Annotated in this window: 13 protein-coding genes and 1 pseudogene; all 14 read right to left on the bottom strand. The window is 38.8% G+C overall.

Annotated elements, in window-relative coordinates; genetic code table 11:
• Positions 1–14: 14 nt before the first annotated feature.
• The 14 genes and pseudogenes from LQ50_RS02200 to chvE all read right to left on the bottom strand — a co-directional run bounded on the left by LQ50_RS02200 (position 15) and on the right by chvE (position 19,150).
• On the bottom strand, positions 15–1,184 hold the full coding sequence (locus LQ50_RS02200; protein ID WP_034625632.1) for a response regulator transcription factor: 1,170 nt from the start codon (positions 1,182–1,184) through the stop codon (positions 15–17).
• Positions 1,174–2,934 carry a cache domain-containing sensor histidine kinase gene (locus tag LQ50_RS02205; protein WP_034625635.1) on the bottom strand — a complete coding sequence of 587 codons (1,761 nt, stop codon included), beginning with the start codon at positions 2,932–2,934 and terminating at the stop codon, positions 1,174–1,176. The genes LQ50_RS02200 and LQ50_RS02205 overlap by 11 nt, the downstream gene beginning before the upstream one ends.
• A gap of 595 nt (positions 2,935–3,529) precedes the next feature.
• Positions 3,530–4,657, bottom strand: a complete 1,128-nt coding sequence (locus LQ50_RS02210; protein WP_034625637.1) for an NADH-dependent flavin oxidoreductase — start codon at positions 4,655–4,657, stop codon at positions 3,530–3,532.
• Positions 4,654–5,052: a rhodanese-like domain-containing protein gene (locus LQ50_RS02215; RefSeq protein WP_052144537.1), complete on the bottom strand. Its 399-nt coding sequence runs from the start codon at positions 5,050–5,052 to the stop codon at positions 4,654–4,656. Before LQ50_RS02215 ends, LQ50_RS02210 begins: the two co-directional genes overlap by 4 nt.
• A 196-nt stretch (positions 5,053–5,248) precedes the next feature.
• Positions 5,249–5,617 (bottom strand): IDEAL domain-containing protein, encoded by a 369-nt coding sequence (locus tag LQ50_RS02220; protein WP_034625640.1) that lies wholly within the window; start codon positions 5,615–5,617, stop codon positions 5,249–5,251.
• Between the two features lie 150 nt (positions 5,618–5,767).
• Positions 5,768–6,781, bottom strand: coding sequence for a zinc-binding alcohol dehydrogenase family protein (locus tag LQ50_RS02225; RefSeq protein WP_202595340.1), 1,014 nt, complete (start codon positions 6,779–6,781; stop codon positions 5,768–5,770).
• A gap of 106 nt (positions 6,782–6,887) precedes the next feature.
• Complete coding sequence (locus LQ50_RS02230) at positions 6,888–7,304, bottom strand: Rrf2 family transcriptional regulator (RefSeq protein ID WP_034625645.1); 417 nt, start codon at positions 7,302–7,304, stop codon at positions 6,888–6,890.
• 761 nt (positions 7,305–8,065) lie between these two features.
• A pseudogene (locus LQ50_RS02240) lies at positions 8,066–11,252 on the bottom strand (DEAD/DEAH box helicase).
• 461 nt (positions 11,253–11,713) lie between these two features.
• Positions 11,714–12,004 (bottom strand): Dabb family protein, encoded by a 291-nt coding sequence (locus LQ50_RS02250; RefSeq protein WP_034625655.1) that lies wholly within the window; start codon positions 12,002–12,004, stop codon positions 11,714–11,716.
• 189 nt (positions 12,005–12,193) lie between these two features.
• Positions 12,194–13,546 (bottom strand): solute carrier family 23 protein, encoded by a 1,353-nt coding sequence (locus LQ50_RS02255; RefSeq protein WP_034625657.1) that lies wholly within the window; start codon positions 13,544–13,546, stop codon positions 12,194–12,196.
• A 19-nt stretch (positions 13,547–13,565) separates the two neighbouring features.
• Positions 13,566–14,825 carry a flavin-dependent oxidoreductase gene (locus tag LQ50_RS02260; protein WP_034625660.1) on the bottom strand — a complete coding sequence of 420 codons (1,260 nt, stop codon included), beginning with the start codon at positions 14,823–14,825 and terminating at the stop codon, positions 13,566–13,568.
• A 383-nt stretch (positions 14,826–15,208) separates the two neighbouring features.
• Complete coding sequence (gene mmsB / locus LQ50_RS02265) at positions 15,209–16,324, bottom strand: multiple monosaccharide ABC transporter permease (RefSeq protein WP_202595341.1); 1,116 nt, start codon at positions 16,322–16,324, stop codon at positions 15,209–15,211.
• Positions 16,325–16,374: 50 nt separating this feature from the next.
• Positions 16,375–17,901: a multiple monosaccharide ABC transporter ATP-binding protein gene (gene mmsA / locus LQ50_RS02270; RefSeq protein ID WP_034626042.1), complete on the bottom strand. Its 1,527-nt coding sequence runs from the start codon at positions 17,899–17,901 to the stop codon at positions 16,375–16,377.
• 157 nt (positions 17,902–18,058) lie between these two features.
• Positions 18,059–19,150: a multiple monosaccharide ABC transporter substrate-binding protein gene (gene chvE, locus LQ50_RS02275; RefSeq protein WP_034625665.1), complete on the bottom strand. Its 1,092-nt coding sequence runs from the start codon at positions 19,148–19,150 to the stop codon at positions 18,059–18,061.
• Between the last annotated feature and the right edge of the window lie 209 nt (positions 19,151–19,359).

A 19,359-nucleotide genomic window follows, 5' to 3' on the forward strand; every position in this document is an offset into this window, starting at 1 on the left:
TATGAAAAAGTACCTTACTCTTTGCTTCGGTATTGGCTTGGTGTCATTTGAAGACGTTTCTTAAAGACTTGACTAAAATACCTTTGATCGCTGTAGCCAACCATATTTGCAATTTCATAAGTTTTTAAATCCGTTGTTTTTAATAGAACACACGCATGCTCTATCCTTAATTTTGTCAGATATTCCAAAAACGTCACACCTGTTTTTTCTTTAAACAAAACACTAAAGTAACTGACACTTAACAGCACCTCTTCACAAACTGCTTCAATCCCAATTTCCTTTGTGAAGTTTTCCTGCATGTATCGTTTTGCTTTTTCCATAGCGGCTTCTGGAGAATATTTCGAGCGATATTCTTTTTTAATGTCCTGCTCGGAGACCAGATTCATTTTTAAAAAGGAAGCAGATTCTAGCAACTTGAAAGTTTCTTGAAAGGAGGTGGAAAGATTCTGAAGACCTATCACTTCTTTGCCTAAGGCAATCTTCACTAGTGAATCTATCGTTTCTTTTAACTCGATAATTTCCCCTTTCACCTTACTTGTTAAATCAACATCTCGATTTGGATGCGTATAAACCATTACATATCGCGTGCTCTCAAATTTGTAGAAGAAAATCTCTGTGGGGTCTTCGCCTCTCTCTTTTTGCACCAAATCTAAAAGGCGTTCTTCAAAGATAATTGATGGTTTATTTAGCTCGATCGTTGCGATTGCATGCTTGTTTTGATCATTTACTGTAACCTCGTTGTCGTATCCAAGTGTTAATGCTTCGTAAATAAGATATTTCCTCTGCTCATAGTGCTTTTTCTTGTCTTCCTTAAATTTCACTATGACTTTTCCAAGGCATTCTTCTAATTCTTCATGGTCAATTGGCTTTAATATATAATCAAAGGCATTGTTCTGTAGTCCTTCTCTCGCATATTCAAATTCGTTATAGCCACTTAACAGAATCACTTCTGGCCGATGAGAAAGCAGTTGTACTTCCCTCAATAAATCTAGGCCGTTCTTTTCTGGCATGTTTATATCGGTTATGACGATCTCAGGCTTCGCTTCCTCAATGAGGGATATTCCCTCTACCCCGTCATTTGCTGTACCCACTACTTTACAATCGAAAGCCTGCCAATCAATGATTTTTGTTAAACTTCTAAGAATCAGTGTTTCGTCGTCTATTAATACCACTTTATAGGTCATGTTGCCCCCCCTCACTTAGTGGAAATGTTAACTTGATCATCGTACCTTCATTTTCTTGCGAGCAAATCATCATGCCGTAACGGTCACCATAAAATAACTTCATCCGTTCTTGTACGTTCATTACACCGCAGCCAATACTTTGATTGAGCGTCTTTCTCCATTTGTTGGATTCGTTAAAGGCTGCTAGCACATCTTTGGAAATTCCGCACCCATTATCTTCAATGAATAGGAACCCTTGATTGGTGTTGGAAATCCCTCCACGGATGCTGATATAACCATCCAATTTATTTCTGTCAAAACCATGTTTTAACGTGTTCTCCACAAGAGGCTGTAATACAAGCTTTAATATATAATAATGCTCTAATTCTTTGTCACAGTTAATCTCAAAGGTAAACCGCTCATTAAAACGGATTTTTTGGATTTCTAGGTAACTGATCGCATGACGGACTTCATCACTGACTAGGACACGATCATCAGAATTGATACTAATTCGTAGCAGCTTCCCTAGGTTAATCGTCATTTTACTAATCTCTCTACTCCCGTGTAGTACTGCCATTGAATTGATCGACTCTAGCGTATTATATAAAAAATGCGGGTTAATTTGGTTTTGCAGGACCTTAAATTCCGCCTTTCTCTTACGTTCCTGTTCATTCTTCACTCGGATTAATAAGGTAGAGATTTCCTCCACCATGCGGTTAAAACTTTTTGCCAATTGATTCAATTCTCTATAAGCAAAAGTTCTCATTCTAGTGGACAGCTGGCCTTTCTCCACCTGCTTCATATTCGCTTGAAATTCGGTAATGAAATGAATGATTTTATTTAAAAATAATTGCTTAAAGCAAATCGCAAAAACCGTTACTACAATTACTAATAGAATAGTAATGTCTCGAATAAATTTCGTTTCGTTTATAATAAAACTCCACGGCTTGATGGATACGAGGTAAAAGGAAGAACCTTCATTTTCGTTAAAGGTGATTGGAATATAGGAAATTAAGCTTTTCTCTTTTTCCCAATGATCGATTAATGTTCCTGATTGACTTACCATCATCTCTTGCGGAAGTGCTATCCTTTCACCAATCATCTCGTGGTTGAGATGATAAACCACCTCTCCTCTGTCATTGACGATCATCGTTTGCGAGTCGTCCTGCTGAAGAGCTTGAAATACCTCGTCAAACCGGTCTAATCTTACATCGAGAATAAGATAACCTATATCGTTAAGCGTATTCAGATCTTTTATAACTCGCCCTTGCGAAAAAATCAGCTTGTCATTTTCCATAAACTTATGACTATCTGCAGTCGTTATCCAAACTGACCTGCCTTCCTCCGCTTTCAACAATTGAAAAAATTCTGATTTCTGAAATTGTTGAAATGACGGAATATCTGTTCGTTGAAAGCTATATACTTGTCCAGCTTTACTATAAAGCACTAAATCATTAAGCTTCGATTGACCATAAAGCAACCCAGCAATGGCCTGTCCCTGATTATAAAAATCTAGTAAGGATTTCTCATCATTATACTTAATGAAATCTTGAACCTCCCTCGAAGAGATAATGTAATTGGACAAGGTATTAACCTCAGATAAAACCATTTGTAAATTTAAACCAATCGATTCTAACGTATATAATGTTTCTTCGCCGACTTTGTCCTTCAAGGTGGTTGAAGTAACATGGTATGATACAAGGCCTAAAATAAAGATCGGCAGTAAAATCAGCAATAAAAAAGCTAATAGAATTTTATTTTGAAATTTCATAAAAACACCTTATTTTCTAATGTGACATACATTGGATTATCTAGATAGTAACATAGTTGAAAAATAACGAAACCTAACATTCAATGTGCAGGTATGAAATCTAGTAATTTAGTGAGAGGTCAAATTAATTATATCCGTAAGAAACGGTGATATCTTTTAATAACTAGAAAATGATCTTTCTATCATTATAGATCGTTTAAGCGCTTTCATGTGTAGGTAATCCTTTGATTTATGTTTAAATTCTTCCTTTTTATCAGAGGGGTCGATATGAGCGGTTGTAAACTAAATTGGAGAGGGACATTCGATGGACGTATTGATATAAAATGATTGTAAGACTTTTTAACATTAGTAAAATCTAAATGCATTTTAAATTTAGCCAGCAAAAATGCTGCCGTTCCCTTTTTAATATTTATCTAAATTATATAACTGCATCGTAGATCATAAGGTCGTACTCGCGACTTTCACCCGTTAGAGTTCGCCCATGCTGGGCGAACCAAAAAACTAGCTGGAGAAAAATTCGTCCAGCTAGTAGTTAGTTAAAAACTTTTTCTTGGTTCAAGTTGGAACTCGATCATCTCACCTGTCCCCTTGACACTTATCGCTGATTTTCTTCCACAACTGGGAACCAGCCAGGTGTGTTCACAATGGCTTGCCACAATGCATCTGGAATCACAAGAGCCTCTTGATCACCTTTTGACAAAGTTGTTGCAATTTCATTTTCTCGTCCCTGTTCTACTTTCTCGACCCAGTCAGGCTCCATGATCAATTCACGGCCAAGGGCAATAAGAGGCACTGCTTCTATTGCTTTCACCGCCTCTTCTGGTGTATGAATTGAGCCAACTCCAATTAGCGGTACGCGATTTGCGATTGTTTCAAGCAAGTATTCAATGCGTGATTTGGTGTTGTCTACGCCACGTCTTGGTTTCGACCAGAAATCCATTAACGAAACATGCAAATAATCCAGATCCTTCTCAGCTAGTGCATCAACTAAAGTAAGTGTATCTGCCATCGTAATCCCTGGTGTCTCTTCTTCCTCCGGAGAAAATCGGTACCCAACAATGAACGAGCTGTCTGCGTGCTTTTCAACGACCTTTTTCACTTCATCGACAACTGCAAGTGGAAAGGATAACCGTTTTTCAAGCGTTCCCCCCCAACGATCCTCGCGACGGTTGGAGTGAGGAGAGAAGAATTGTTGAATTAGATAGCCATTTGCACCGTGGATTTCGACACCATCAAATCCCGCTTCAATGGCACGACGAGTGACCTCTCCGAAAGCATGAATAATCTCTTCCACCTCGGCTTCTTCTAGCGCTCTTGGCTCTTTTCCCTCGCCTGCTGCTACAGCACTGGCACTAACTAATTCTCCATTTGGCACCAATTCCGGTGGACACATGCGGCCGCCATGAAAGATTTGCAAGACTGCTTTCGCCCCTTGTTCTTTAATGACATCAGCTAGACGCCGTAGGCTTGGTATCATCTCATCACTGTCTGCTCCAAATTCCCCATTAAACCCTTTGCCGTTTGCTGTTACATACGTACAAGCTGTCACGACCATTCCTACCCCTTTGGAGCGACGTTTATAATAATCCAATTCGATGTCTGAGACGGTTCCATCTGGATGCGAGGCGAAATTCGTCATCGGTGCTAGCACAACCCGATTCTTCAACTGACCTCCGCTTTTAAAGGAAAAAGACTCAAATAATGACTGATAGTTTGTATTCATTTTGTTGTTTGCCCCTCTATGTTTTGATTAATTGATTCTTGTTTTTTTGTCCATTCGATAGATTCTCGCTTGTTATAGCCGGTAATCTTAAATCCTTTTCGTTTCAAAAACCGAACACTTAGATTTAACGATAATTGATCGGAAACAATTAGGACGATCTCTTTCTTCTCGATCTTATGAACATATCTTTTAATATAAGCGAAAGGGAGATGAACACTCCCCTCCACCGGATCTTTGCTTGCCATGTCGTAATCACGAACATCAAGCAGAACCGTTTCTCCTCGCTCTTTTTTACTTTTAGGATCAAAAGCAGCAACCCCAGGAACAGGGACAACCCTTTCGTATACCTTAAATAAAATACCCAACAATATGATGATTATGAGTAAAACAAGCATGATGGTTGCCTCCGCATTTATCACCTAAACTATAACTAAATTAGTTACAGTTGAATGAATTTTTTATACATCATTTTAGATGGTCCAGATCATGGCGTCCAAAAATCAACGAAGAAAATACCGTCTATTGTTTCTTTCTCAAAATTTTGATCGTTAATTCCGTCATGCCATCTTTTCCTCCACCTCTTTCTATTCGCTATCGTAGTGATGAATCCATTCGATTACGAGTTAGCGCATTTTTTTGAAAGGTCTGCTTCCCTTTCGTTTCTTGCAGAGTAACCAATGTACTCGATAGCTCTTGAAACCATTGATCGTCCTTTGTAAGGAGTGCCAAATCTATTAGTGCTCGTATCTCATCCACACTTCGGCTTGCTTCGTTTGGCAAGGTCGCTATGGTGCCATGCAGCATGTCAATGGTTTTGCCAATGATCTCTTCATTATCACTCTTTGTCACTTTCACTTTGACCGTTTCGGATACTCGATTTACTTTTTCTACGTACCCATGTATTAATTCACCATTTGTTGTTTTCCCTTTTACCCAGACCCCAACTTCGATCGTCTTCATTATGATTCCCACCTTTCCTAATATGTCACAAAAAAAGTTACAGTTCATTGGTAGAAAAAACTTAAGCCATTTCATCTTGCTTAAGCTTTATTGTTTGAAATACTGTAATATTATTATATACAGTTAAGGAAGTCAAACAACTACATTTGATTAGCAAAAATGCTCCAACACAATTTTTCCAATGGCCGTTCCTGCTTCAAGTTCGGCATGTGCCTTTCGGATATTTTCAGCATTGATTGGGCTCATCACCTGATTTACCGTTGTTTCAATCGTTTTTGAGTCAATCAGATTAGCCATTTCATTTAAAATATGGTGCTGCTCGATCATATCTGGCGTTTCAAATCTTGAGCGTGTAAACATAAACTCCCAAACAAACGTCGCACTCTTCTGGAATAAAGGATAAAGGTTCAATGGTTTATTCGTTTCAAAGATGGAACAAATTTTTCCTTGTGGCTTAATCGCTTCAGCCATGTGATCCCAATGCTGATCGGTATGATTTAAACAAAAAATATAATCGACCTCTTCAAACCCCGCCTCCTTTAACTGAGGAAGAAATGGCTGATGATGGTTTATCACCGCATCGGCTCCACGGTCTTGCACCAGCTTCGATGATTCGGGACGTGAAGCGGTACCGATGACCGTTAATCCCGCCCATTTGGCTAATTGGATCGCGATCGAACCAACCCCACCAGCGGCTCCAATGAGTAAAATTGACTTCCCACTGTTGTCCTCTTTTGACACTCCCAAACGCACAAATAACCCTTCATACGCTGTAAGTGCCGTAAGTGGCATGGCAGCGGCTTCGGCAAAGTTTATTGATTTTGGTTTATGACCAACGATACGTTCATCCACTAGATGATATTCACTGTTCCCACCTGGGCGGGTGATCGTTCCTGCATAATAGACCTCATCACCTTTTTGGAATAACGTACAATCTGGACCTACCTCTTCTACGACACCAGCCACATCCCAACCTAATATTTTAGCCGTTTCTTCGATTTTATCTTTTGGCTTTCTCACTTTTGTATCGACTGGATTAACGGAAATCGCCTGAACCTTCACAAGGACATCCGATCCAGTCGCTGTTGGTTTTTCCACTTCTAGATCTATTAAACTTTCCTGCTCCGAAATAGATAGATACTGATACAGTCCTACAGCTTTCATTTTCGTCATATGAACAAACTCCCTTTCACTTGTAAACACTTCACTTTCATCTGTAATAAAAAAAGTTACACTTTATCAACAAGACGGTTTATCCGTCTTTGAACTACTAGCAATGCTTGATCTTTTCTAACACAGATGCGATCGATACTTTATCAAGGTAAGCTGAAAAGAATTGATCAGCCTCCTCAAATACCTCATCCATCACTCCTTGGATATTCGATGAGACGACGCACGATTCTTCCGGGTCTCCTGAACACCAATTTGGTTTAAGCGTTCCACATGACACCGACCGATATACTTGTCCTAATGTAATTTCATTTGGATCTCCCTGAAGTATATAACCTCCGCCCGTTCCCTCTTTTGTTTGAACAAAGCCATGATTACGCAAACAGCTCATGATTTTTCGTATTCTGGCTGGATTGGTTGAAACATTTTTTGCAATCAGCTGACTGCTTGCCATATGATCAGGCAAATAAGCTAAAAAAACAAGACTATGAACGGCTATTGTAAATTCACTATTCACTGGTTCCCATCCTCCTGTTCGACGGTACTGTAATACTAGTTTATACAGTTAAGAAAGTCAAATGGATTTCACTGGTTCCTGACAGTCAGCTTTATTCATAAAATTAATCTCCCATTTTATACCTAACGTCTAATAGACACAATCCCCAGATCTCAAAATTAAAGATTCCGCACCTATCCACGCTTTAGAAAAGTAATTTATGAGAACAACATTCATTTTTTATCATTAGTTTTATCTAAGAGTAACCATCATAACTTTAAATATCTTTATTTTTCTTCTCTTCTCTTAATTTATAAAAGCCTAAAATAGCTATAAGTATTGAAATAATATAGGTTATTAAAACAGATTTCAGCCCTATCTTATCTCTAAATAAATTGAGGAACACCGCAAAAAAATTAAGTATTAACGCCAAACGGAAAATAGCATTTGGACTAATTGGTACCACCCTCCCAATCTAATGTTAAGTTATTATACACTATACTCCATTCATTTTTACAATTTTTGTAATACACAAACAATAAATGGTATATTTAAACATATAATACACAGCAGCACCAGGACGGTTCGAGACCAGTGAAAAAGTCAAAAAAACCAACAGCGACTACTAGACATAGAAATCGATACCTCGGACAGATACTACTTAGTGTAGTTGGATTCCCTCTTTCTATAAGATACTGCACTTTTTCACCAGTCTCGGACAGTTCTCACGCTTCCTTATGTTACCGAAAAAAAAGAAGCAAGAGATCCGTCCCCTTGCTTCGCTAAACCATCAATATCTCTCGAATTTCCTCCTCCGTTAAGGCTTGCGATCCTTGTTCTTTTGAATCCACAACCTCCGCAATCAGATCTCTCTTTTTCTCCTGAAGTTCATTGATCTTTTCCTCAATCGTCCCACGTGCCACTAACTTCAACACTTTTACCCTTTTTTTCTGTCCCATTCTGTGTGCTCGGTCTGCTGCTTGCTCCTCGACCGCCGGATTCCACCACAGATCATATAAGATAACGGTATCGGCACCTGTTAGGTTCAATCCGGTTCCTCCTACTTTTAGAGAAATCAAGAACAACTCTCTTTCTCCATCATTGAATCGATGGCAAAGATCCAATCGCTCCTCTGAAGGCGTTTGTCCATCAAGATAGAAATAGGTATGCCCTCTTAACGTCAACTCTCTGCCAATCAGTTCAAGCATTTTCGTGAATTGAGAGAAGATCAGTACTCTTCTTCCAGTATGTTTTGATTCCTCAAGTATTTGCAGAAGCTGCTCAAATTTGGCTGAGCTTCCCTTATAGCCGTCTACAAACAGAGCAGGATGACAACAAATTTGGCGCAATCTCGTGATTCCTGCTAATACTTTTATCTTATTTTTTCGCAGTGTATCCTTATCAAGGTGCTTGACGGTTTCATGCCTAAGCTTTGCTAAATAGGCCATATAGAGCTTTTTTTGTTCAGGGAACAATTCGGCTGATACAAGGGACTCCTCTTTCTCAGGTAACTCAAAAAGCACATCCTCTTTCATTCGACGCAGTAAAAACGGGCGAACTCTTGTAGCAATTTGTTTCCTCGTTAGCAGGCTGTATTCCTTTAATCCTTGGAACAGTTGAGGAAAGACGACATGATAAATCGCCCAAAGCTCTTCAAGTGAATTTTCGACCGGTGTTCCTGTCAGTCCAAATCGATGATCAGCCTTAATCCTTTTAACAGCTCGAGCGGTTTGAGTTACCGGGTTTTTAAACGCCTGAGCTTCATCAAAGAAAACCGTATGAAACCTTTGCTTTTCATACGATTTGATATCACGCCGGAGTAACGGATAGGAAGTAATGATGATATCTTCATTCATATCCTTTAAAAGCTGTTCTCTCTCTTCTTTCTTTCCATCGATCACAACCGCTTGTAGTTCCGGTGCAAATCTCATGATTTCACTTAACCAGTTATACGTTAACGAGGATGGACAAACAATCAACACGGGTTGGCCGCTTTCACGAATACGCGCTAGCTCTGAAACGATGAAGGTAATGCTTTGCACCGTTTTTCCAAGCCCCATGTCATCAGCTAGAACACCTCCAAAGCCATAGCTTGCGAGGGTCTTCATCCATTGATACCCGTGCTTTTGATAGTCTCGTAATACAGAATCTAAGTCTTTAGGTACCTCATCTTCTACATTTGCAGGATTTTGCAGCTGATCAAGAAATTGACGAAATGTTTCCTCTGCCTTAAATACATCGCTGTCCTCAATGGAATCAAGAAACTTGAGTCCTTGTGTGATCGGCATATTCAAACTAGCTTCCCAATCTTGGTCTTGAGACAAAGCGGCATTCAAGAAACGCTGAATTTCTTCCATTTCTCTAGTCTCAAGCGATAAGAGCGACCCATTTTGAAGACGATAATATTTACGCTTCTCCTCTAACGCCGCTAGAATCTTCTTAATCTCATTGTCTGCCACCCCGTCCATCTCGAATGTAAATGCCAGCCAATTGGTTCTTTCTTTTTGATTGACCTTCACTCTTATTTTCGGAAAAGCATTCTTTTTAAAGATGCGGTTTCGGACAGCCGTTGTCGCATAGATTTGGACTTGTTGTTTAAGCTTCGGAACGACATGATATAAAAATTCATACTCAAGTAATTCATTTTGCATGAAATAACCGCCATCTGTTTTTGAAAAACCACTTTCCTCCATTAGTTGCAGGATTTCCTCTTCTTTTTCCAAATCTCTGATCACCATCGGTCCTTTGGCTACGTCTCGGCTTTCTAATGGTTGAATCATGATATTTTCATAATGAAATTCTAGTCCTGCAAGCAGTCGGTTTCTCAAACGATCCAAGTAAAGCTTGGCAACAAGAGGGGCTTTCAACATCTCCACAGACAACGCTTTTGAAAGGTGGACCACACCCATTTTTTTCAATCCCGGTACGATTTCTGTAAGAAAAAATTCAATTTGTCCCTGTGGAATCGGAACATTATTGTTACTTGGAGACGCTAGCATTTGCTTTAACTCAAATAATCGATTGCAATCTTTTTCCTCTAGTTGAAACACATTCCCCTCACATAACACCACACGATAAAGAGGTAAAACACTCATTCGTTCAAAACCTTTGATCGTCAATTGATAATCGAGACCCTCGGTATCTTCAAGCGTAAATTGGATAGGAGGGGCTCCTTCCACCAGTTGTAATCGCTCAAAAACATGCCCATCATGCATCAGCGAAATGAATGGGGCTTTTTAAGAATAAAGGGATAAGGTCCTCCCAAGAGGATGGAGGAATCAGTAATGTCTGATTTTTATCAAAAGGCATTGCTTCAAGAAAGGCTTTTTCATCATGAATGATCCGAATTAGCTGTTGAATAACGGCATCTGTTTCCTCACAGAAACAGTGAATGCTTGGGTCATAGATACCTACACTCGGCTTTCCTTGTTTCACTTGTTCTAGAAACTCTCGTATGGATCGTACTTTTGTTTTCCCGATCTCAACTTCCATTCCAAGCAAGAGCTGATTCGTTCCAATCAAAACAGGTTTAATCGTAAATCTGGCCGTCAGCACTTCTCTTTTTTCAAAATAACGTTGCTGCCCACTTGTTTGTGTTGATTTTTCTTGAAAAAGAGAAATAATGTCTTTTGTTAATTCACCAAAGGCAGCTGAATCAGTTTGCACACTTAAAAGGGGTGGCCCTTGCCGCTTGCGATCATAAATCGAAAGTAACACGGCCGCAATATGTTGGCAGCTTTTATGAAAATTAGCTAATGTCGGACAACTGCATGTCATCTGAATGTCTCCATCTTCTCCTTTTTCAATGGTGACATGAAAGTCTTCCTTCCCGCTAACCGTCGCTTCACACAATTCAGAACCATACTCTTGAAATGTCACTTTATTGGATCGATAAAAAGAGTCTCCTTTTTTATAGGAGACAATGCCGCATATTTCTTTAATTTTCTTGTGAGTTAGTTTCATCTCCATGACTTCTGCTCTCTTCTTTTCTCTTCTAGAATTTGTCGTTAATAAAACACTATCACAATTTGGATGAACAAAAAAGGTTCAAGCTTAGGGTACCACGATATGAATCATTAACTCTATGAGTTGTAACCTTTACTTACATAGGTAATGCCTTGACTTAGATTAAAAATGTATTGAATATTGTTCCGAATAACTGATAGTTACCAAACAAAATGACATACAGTGAGCATAAATCAAACAGATTCTCTCACCTGTTCCAAGAGCCTACCTGTATAACTCAAAACAAAAAAGCATGAGTTCCCAAGACCACTGAAAAAGGTACGATTTTCACCTTTTTCAGTGGTCTTTAAGCAATGAGTGGGGTTTTCATAGCAGGCGCGCAACGTGTGGAGCCATTGCTGCTTCCTCGAATCTTTTAAAAGGACTTTTTCAGTGCCTTTGAGTTCCCCCATGCCTTCCCCTACCTAAAAATCGACAACAATTAAATCTTCTAAGCCGAGTTCATTCTTTAAATAATCGACAACTTCTTGATGCTTCGGGTGCGGTCCAAAGTTCTCAAGTGCTTGTTTGTCCTCAAATTTCACGGTCATTCCCACTTCATATCCTTGATTTCGATTAGAAAAATTTCGTCCTTGTTGGATATCGATAATACCAGGGATTTCATCCTTTAATTTCAGTGTTTTCTCTATAAGCTTATCGACCTGGCTATCTGATACTTTTCTCGAAAATTTAATTAGTACAATATGGGTAACCATCGATATCTTTGCCCCTTTCCTTTTTTGAAAAAATAATGTCCTGCTAGTGTCTAACTAGCAGAACAACTTCACCAGATACAATCTCCTTTATTAGGAGGGAACTGAAAAGGGTAAAAATCGACCTTTTTCAAGTTCTAATTTAAGTGGGAACTGAAAAAGGTGAAAACCAACCTTTTTCAGTTCCCTCTTTTATGCTGCTTTATTTTCAGAATCACGGCTTTTACTTTGCTGCTTCTCAAGTATAAAGTAGAGGACGACCCCAACAATGAGAGCATGTGTGGCCCCGTAAGTAGCCAACACAATGGCCGTGACCATCGCTACTCCTCGACTCACGTCTGTTTTCACATAGCTTAATCCTAAAGTGATACATAAATAGCCTGTTAAGATGAGCGTAATCGATAGTGCAATTGGTAAAAATGGCTGAAACAAAGTGACTAACGGGAGAATGAAGCACCCTGCCGTCAATGAAATAACGAGTGAATTCGTACCTGAATAAATCGATTCCATCGCCTTTCTCCCATATGTATATCGTTCAACCACAGAAGCCGTCCCAGCGGTAAAGATCGGACCCGCTAATCCAGCGTGTGGCGCAAATAGACCATGAACAAAGTTTCTTATAAAAGCAACAAGGTGAAGCTTTGTCACATCATAATCGATCATTTCATCTTTTCTCACCTTATCTGCCCGCTCAACAAGGGATGTTCCTACGATGATATCGCCGTAAGCGATAATGTACCCCATGATGGCGATCGGAATGGCAAGCATAAAGATCTCCAGGCTAGGAAATCCAACGACAAAAGGCGTATATCCCCACATTTCAGCAAAGTTAGGAGTCGTAATGCCCCATTGCACGTTTGGAGATGGATATTCCTTTACGGCCCAACCAATAAAAATAGCCATTAAAATTGCTGGCATAATACCGAAATTCGCAACGACTCTAGCTACCTGACTTTTTTTGTATAACGATTTATAGTAGCTAGAAAACATCATAAACAAGCAAAACAGTCCACCAATAATTAATGAGATCGGTGTTTCAGCCAGACGTCCCCCAGGTTGAAATTCACCAATTAAAGCCGCTAATCCAGCCCCAATTAATATACCAGCTTTTAAAGAGGACGGTAGTTTATGGACAATGACTTTTCCAAGTCCCGTAATCCCTAAAATTAAAAAGATGGCTGCCACTAAGAGATGAACAGCGACTAAGGCTTGAATGGCCTCAGGTCCAGGTTCAAAGTTCCCTAGAAAGATCACGAGTAACGGAATCAATGGTGTTATTAATCCAGGAACAAAAGGAGTTCCTAAAGCCGTTTGAACAAGCATTAGGAGGTGAAAGACGATAACGACAGCAAGCGCAGCCTCATAGGACATTCCTACGTGACTTTCTAGTATTGGTATGATACTTAACCCTATCGAAAATAGAACAAATCCTTGGATGATTTCCGGCATTTCCAATCTGTAATGAATGAATGGAAGTCTAAATTTAAAAGGACCGATTGGCCAGTAAGGAAGTTCTTCTCCGTTTTTTCGTTTATATAATGCCATTGGTCGACTCCTTATTCGATTAGACTTTCATTTTATTTAGTCGTTCTTTATCAAACCCAGCTATCTTCTTGTATTTATTTGCAATACTTTCTAGTTCCTCCTGAGAAATCACATCGTGTAAATTCTCAAACCCGTTAGGTGCACGTTCTTCCACAATTTGCATAACACTTTCAGGTCCATTTTGGCGGTTACTTCTAACAATAGAAGCTGTCGGTTCAAGACGAGCTTGCTCATAGGCACGAAGAGCATTTATCACATTACTCTCTTTCGCTAATGCATTCCCTAAAGCATCCGCATCAAGAATCGCTTGTGATGCCCCGTTTGACCCGATTGGGTACATCGGATGTGCTGCATCACCTAGTAAGGTCACTCTTCCAAAGCTCCATTGTGGTAATGGATCACGGTCAACCATTGGAAATTCATAGACATCATCTGTCTCTTCAATTAATTTTGGGATGTCTAGAAAATCAAACTTCCAATTGGCAAAATCAGAGGCAAATTTTTGTTTGTCAATTTTTTTATTCCAATTACTACGAGGAGGGGCCTCATCATTGATTGTTAACTCAGCAATCCAATTAACGAGTGATCTCCCTTCTGCTATCGCCTCTGGACAGATAGGATATGCGACAAACTTTTGGTCCTGGTACCCTGACATAATCATCGTTTTTCCGGTAAGAAACTGAGAAGACTCGGTCAGACCTCTCCATAAGATTCGTCCACTGAATTTCGGCTCTCCTTCATTCGGATAAAATGATTTCCTTACAACGGAATGAATACCATCTGCTGCTATAAGCATATCAGCTTGATAGGTTCCTAATTTTTGTCCCGTTTTCCGATCGGTAAATTGTACTTCAACACGATCTTCATAACGTTCAAAAGAGCTAAGATGATGCCCAGTCATCACAGCATCTTCCCCTAATTCCTTTTTCACCGCATGATATAAAATCATCTGCAGTCTTCCTCGGTGGATCGAGTATTGTGGCCACTCATACCCTGAAGCAAGCCCACGAGGCTCTTGCCATATTTCCTGACCATATTTAGAAAAGTATCTCAATTCGGCTGTTTTTACTCCTGCCTTCTCTAGTTCGTCCGCCAATCCAAGCTCGGTTAACACGCGTACTGCATGCGGGAGAAGATTTATTCCTACTCCTAATTCTCGAATTTCTTGAACACTTTCAAATACACGCACTGACGCACCACCGCGATAAAGTTTTAAGGCAGTAACAAGCCCCCCGATCCCTCCACCGGCGATAATGACAGATTTCTTAGTTGTAGTCACAAAATCTCCCTCACTTTGCAATTTTTCATAATTATCTCATAAATCAGCATTATATGTATACACTATTACACGAATTTTTTTGTGACAGCACAGGGAGTCTGATTAGTCGATCGGACATGGGATCATCCTTTCTATCTTGTAATCTTAATTTCAATGTAATTTTTCTTTCTTGTTTTTTATCATTCTACATCTTACTCTGTGCTCCTGTATATTTTTAACATTATCTATCCTCACTATCTAGCTAGGATGTTTTATTTATAGGTATAGAGGAAGGCACAACTAGCAGAAAAATCCGCTAGTTGTGCCTTTTTTCGGGCAAAATTCCCTTTGTTTAGCGAAACTAAAGAAGCAAGAGATCTCCCCTCGCTTCTCCACTTTACCTCTTATGAAGATTTTTTCTTATTAATAATATCAAAGGCAACTGCCGCTAATAATACTAACCCTTTAATCGCTTGTTGCCAATCAATTCCTAGTCCTAATATAGACATACCATTATTCATTACACCCATTACTAAACCACCAACAATTGCACCAATGACCGTACCTACCCCACCATATGCTGACGCACCACCGATGAATACGGCCGCGATCGCATCTAATTCAAATAAGTTACCTGCTCTTGGAGTCGCTGCATTTAGTCGTGCTGCAAAAATAAGTCCAGATAAAGCTGATAGTACGCCCATGTTAACAAATACGCCAAATGTAACTTGCTTCGTTTTTACCCCTGATAAAGAAGCTGCTTTTAAATTCCCTCCGACTGCATAGATGTGGCGACCAATAATCGTCTTTTGCATCACAAATGTATATCCTACAATTAGTACGAATAAGATGATGAGAATGTTTGGAATGCCTCTATACGTAGCTAACACATACGTAAACAAGTTAATAACAGCGAAAATAGCAACTAACTTGGCAACAAATAAACCTTGAGGCAAAACATCAAATTGATACTTCACTTGGTTCTTTCTCGTTCTAATTTCCATCACAATCAAAATGATAGAAAGAATGAATCCAATGATGATTGAGAAAACATGAAGACCTTCTCCACCAAAAATATTTGGAATAAATCCGTTGCTTATTTGTTGGAAAGAAGTTGGATATGGAGCTATGGATTGCCCTTGTAACACAACTAACGTTAATCCCCTAAACAATAACATTCCGGCTAATGTAACAATGAAAGCTGGTATCCCAACATACGCTACCCAGAATCCTTGCCATGCTCCGATTAATGCACCTACAAGTAAACAAATGATAACCGCTAAAAATGGGTTCATTTGCAAATTGACCATAAGGATTGCTGAGATCGCCCCTACAAAGGCAGCAATCGAACCAACAGACAAGTCAATATGACCGGTAATAATAACAAGGACCATTCCAATTGCCAAAACTAAGATATAACTATTTTGTAAGATAAGGTTCGTAATATTTAAAGGTTTTAATAACGTACCATCGGTTAGAATTTGAAACAAAACAACGATAAAGACTAATGCGATAATCATGCTATATTGTTTCAGATTATTTTTAAATAAATTGGTAATCGAACTCACTTTTACTCCCCCCTGCTCTTCGTCATAAATTTCATCAGTGTTTCTTGCGTCGCTTCGGACCTATCTACTTCCCCAGTAATTCGGCCTTCATTCATGACATAGACTCTGTCACACATGCCAATAATCTCTGGAAGCTCTGACGAAATGACTAAAATGCCTTTTCCTTGATCAGCTAGTTGATTCATGATTGTATAAATTTCATATTTTGCCCCAACGTCAATCCCTCTCGTTGGTTCATCTAGAATTAACAGATCTGGTTCTGAGAACATCCATTTACTTAATACAACTTTTTGCTGATTGCCCCCACTTAGATTCCCTACTATTTGCTTCACACTAGGGGTTTTGATGTTCATTTTTTTTCGGTACTCTTCTGCTACAACATGTTCTTCGTACTCATCCAAAACAGATTTATTTGTAATCTTTTTTAAATTTGCCAGAGTAATATTTTGTTTAATGTCATCCATTAAAATTAAGCCATACTCTTTCCGGTCCTCACTTACATAAGCAATTCCTGCTTCGATCGCTTGATTCACATCAGAAAGTTCGAGTTTTTTTCCATCCTTAATCATTTCACCTGTTGTTTTCTTTCCGTACGATTTTCCAAACATACTCATTGCCAGTTCGGTCCGCCCTGCCCCCATTAATCCAGCAACACCAACAATTTCTCCTCTTCGTATGGTTAGATTAACGTCTCTCACAACTTGACGATCACTTTGAACTGGATGATACGTACTCCAATTTTTCACCTCAAAAAATGTATCGCCAATTTTCGGTTCACGGTCTGGGTAACGGTTTGTTAAACTACGCCCTACCATTCCTTTAATAATTCGGTCTTCCGTAATATCAGCGGTGTCCAATGTCTCAATCGATTGTCCATCACGGATGATTGTAACGGAATTAGCGACTTTCTTAATTTCATTTAATTTATGAGAGATAATAATAGATGACATTCCTTGACTACGTAACTCAATTAATAGATTTAATAAATTTTCACTATCATTTTCATTAAGAGCTGCAGTTGGTTCATCTAAAATTAGAAGTTTCACATTTTTAGATAAAGCTTTGGCAATTTCCACCAATTGTTGCTTTCCTACACCAATATCTTTAATTAACGTATTTGGAGACTCTTTTAATCCTACTTTAGCAAGTAATTCTCTTGCCTTATTTGTTGTTTCATTCCAGTTAATAATTCCTTTATGTGCTTGCTCATTGCCGAGAAAAATGTTTTCAGCAATTGAAAGTTCTGGTATAAGAGCAAGTTCTTGATGAATAATAACGATTCCTAAATTTTCACTTTGTTTAATGTCTTTGAATTCACAAACTTCTTCTTTAAACAAAATATCGCCTTCGTACGTACCGTGCGGATAAACTCCACTTAACACTTTCATCAAAGTAGACTTTCCTGCTCCGTTCTCACCACAAATTGCATGTATTTCCCTTTCTACCACTTTTAAATTAACGGTATCAAGGGCTTTTACTCCTGGAAATTCCTTTGTAATCTTTTTCATTTCCAATATCGTCGATTGCATTTCCATTTCACCACACCCTTATCCTAAAGATGTAGAAGTTTCTTATCACTTACTCCTAATCTTAGATTCGTTGTAAACCATAAATGTAAGGAAGAGAGTGTCTCAAGTAGGGAATGACCCGGGTTTTTGAGACACCCTCTTTGTTCAAGAGCTTTTATTATTGAAGTTGATCTTCTGTATAGTAACCGCTACCAAGAATGACTTCTTCATAATTATCAGCATCTACATAGACAGGCTCAAGTAAATAAGACGGAACAACAATCACACCATTATCATACGTTTCAGTATCGTTCACTTCTGCTTCTTCACCTGAAATAATAGCAGATACCATCTCTACAACCTTTTTAGCTAGTTCTCTTGTATCTTTAAATACAGTCATAGACTGATCACCTGCAATGATTGCTTTCAAAGATTGTAACTCTGCATCTTGACCAGTAATAACTGGAAGGTCTGTGTAACCAATGTTCTTTAATGCAGAAATAATTCCGATTGCTAAACCATCATTTGGAGATAAAACAGCATCTACTTCTTCATCTGTATAGTACGTACTTAAAAGATTATCCATTCTAGATTGCGAGTTTGCAGCACTCCAGTTTAAAGTCGAAACTTTATCCATTCCAACTTGACCACTCTTAACAACCAATTTCCCTTCGTCAATGTATGGTTGTAGTATAGACATTGCTCCATCATAGAAGAAATATGCATTGTTATCATCTGGTGACCCACCAAATAGCTCAATGTTAAATGGTCCTGCTTCATTTTCTAAATCTAGTGCTTCAACAAGATAGTTTCCTTGAATTTGCCCTACTTTAAAGTTATCAAACGTAGCATAATATGAAATATGCTCTGATCCTCTAATTAAACGGTCATATGCAATAACTGGGATATCTGAATCAGCAGCCATTTGTAAAACATTTGTTAGAGCTTCCCCGTCAATGGCCGCAACAACAAGTACATCAACACCTTGTGTAATCATGTTTTCGATTTGAGAAACTTGTGTTTCTACTACATCCTCTGCATATTGCAAGACTACTTTATAATCTAGAGCTTCTAACTCTTTTACCATGTTATCTCCATCATGTACCCATCTTTCAAGTGATTTAGAAGGCATGGATACACCAACAAATCCAGCTTCTCCACTTCCTCCACCTTCACTGCCGCCATCTCCACCAGCAGATTCACTACCACCACACGCTGTCATAAATGCAGCAAGCATAAGAACAATAAGTAACATTCCAAGTTTCTTCATCTTGTTTCCCCCTTTTGTTTTGTATATGCATTTGATAACGCTTACAATATGATCATAATGCATATTCACCCTTTAAAACACGGAAACATATAGCACTTAAATATGTCCTTCTTAACTTATTTCACCATTCATATCATATCCAATCATTTTATCTTTTCTTCCTAGCACTTTTTTAACCATATAGCACTTTTATGTTTGTTTTTCAAGTT

The organism is Halalkalibacter okhensis (assembly GCF_000787375.1).
In the GTDB taxonomy this organism is placed as follows: domain Bacteria; phylum Bacillota; class Bacilli; order Bacillales; family Bacillaceae_D; genus Halalkalibacter; species Halalkalibacter okhensis.